Origin of the sequence: Streptomyces sp. BE303 (assembly GCF_036290945.1) — a bacterium.
In the GTDB taxonomy this organism is placed as follows: Bacteria; Actinomycetota; Actinomycetes; order Streptomycetales; family Streptomycetaceae; genus Kitasatospora.
In genome coordinates, this window is sequence record NZ_JAQYWZ010000213.1 from 1 (window position 1) to 282 (window position 282).

Here is a 282-nt window from a genome sequence, read left to right on the forward strand (position 1 = left end):
CGAAGCGGACCGGCTTGCGGACCTGGTCGACCCAGTACTCCGGGTCCGACCACTGCCCGACACCGACCGGGCGGCCGGTCACCGACGACACCGCCGGGACCGAAGGCTCGGCGAAGGACAACCCACGCACCACGGCGCGGACGTCCTCCAACATCGGCTCCATCAGCCGGGAGTGGAAGGCGTGACTGGTCCGCAGACGGCTGGACTTCCAGCCCCGCCCACCCGCAGCCTCGGCAACGGCGTCGATCTCGGCTTCCAGGCCCGCGACCACCACGGCCCCAG

1 protein-coding gene is annotated in these 282 nt (G+C 72.0%); it reads right to left on the minus strand.

Going from position 1 to position 282, the window contains the following annotated elements:
- Nucleotides 1-274: hypothetical protein (locus tag PUR56_RS01380; protein WP_329947504.1), on the minus strand; the 274-nt coding region annotated here is incomplete at its 3' end.
- Between the last annotated feature and the right edge of the window lie 8 nt (nt 275-282).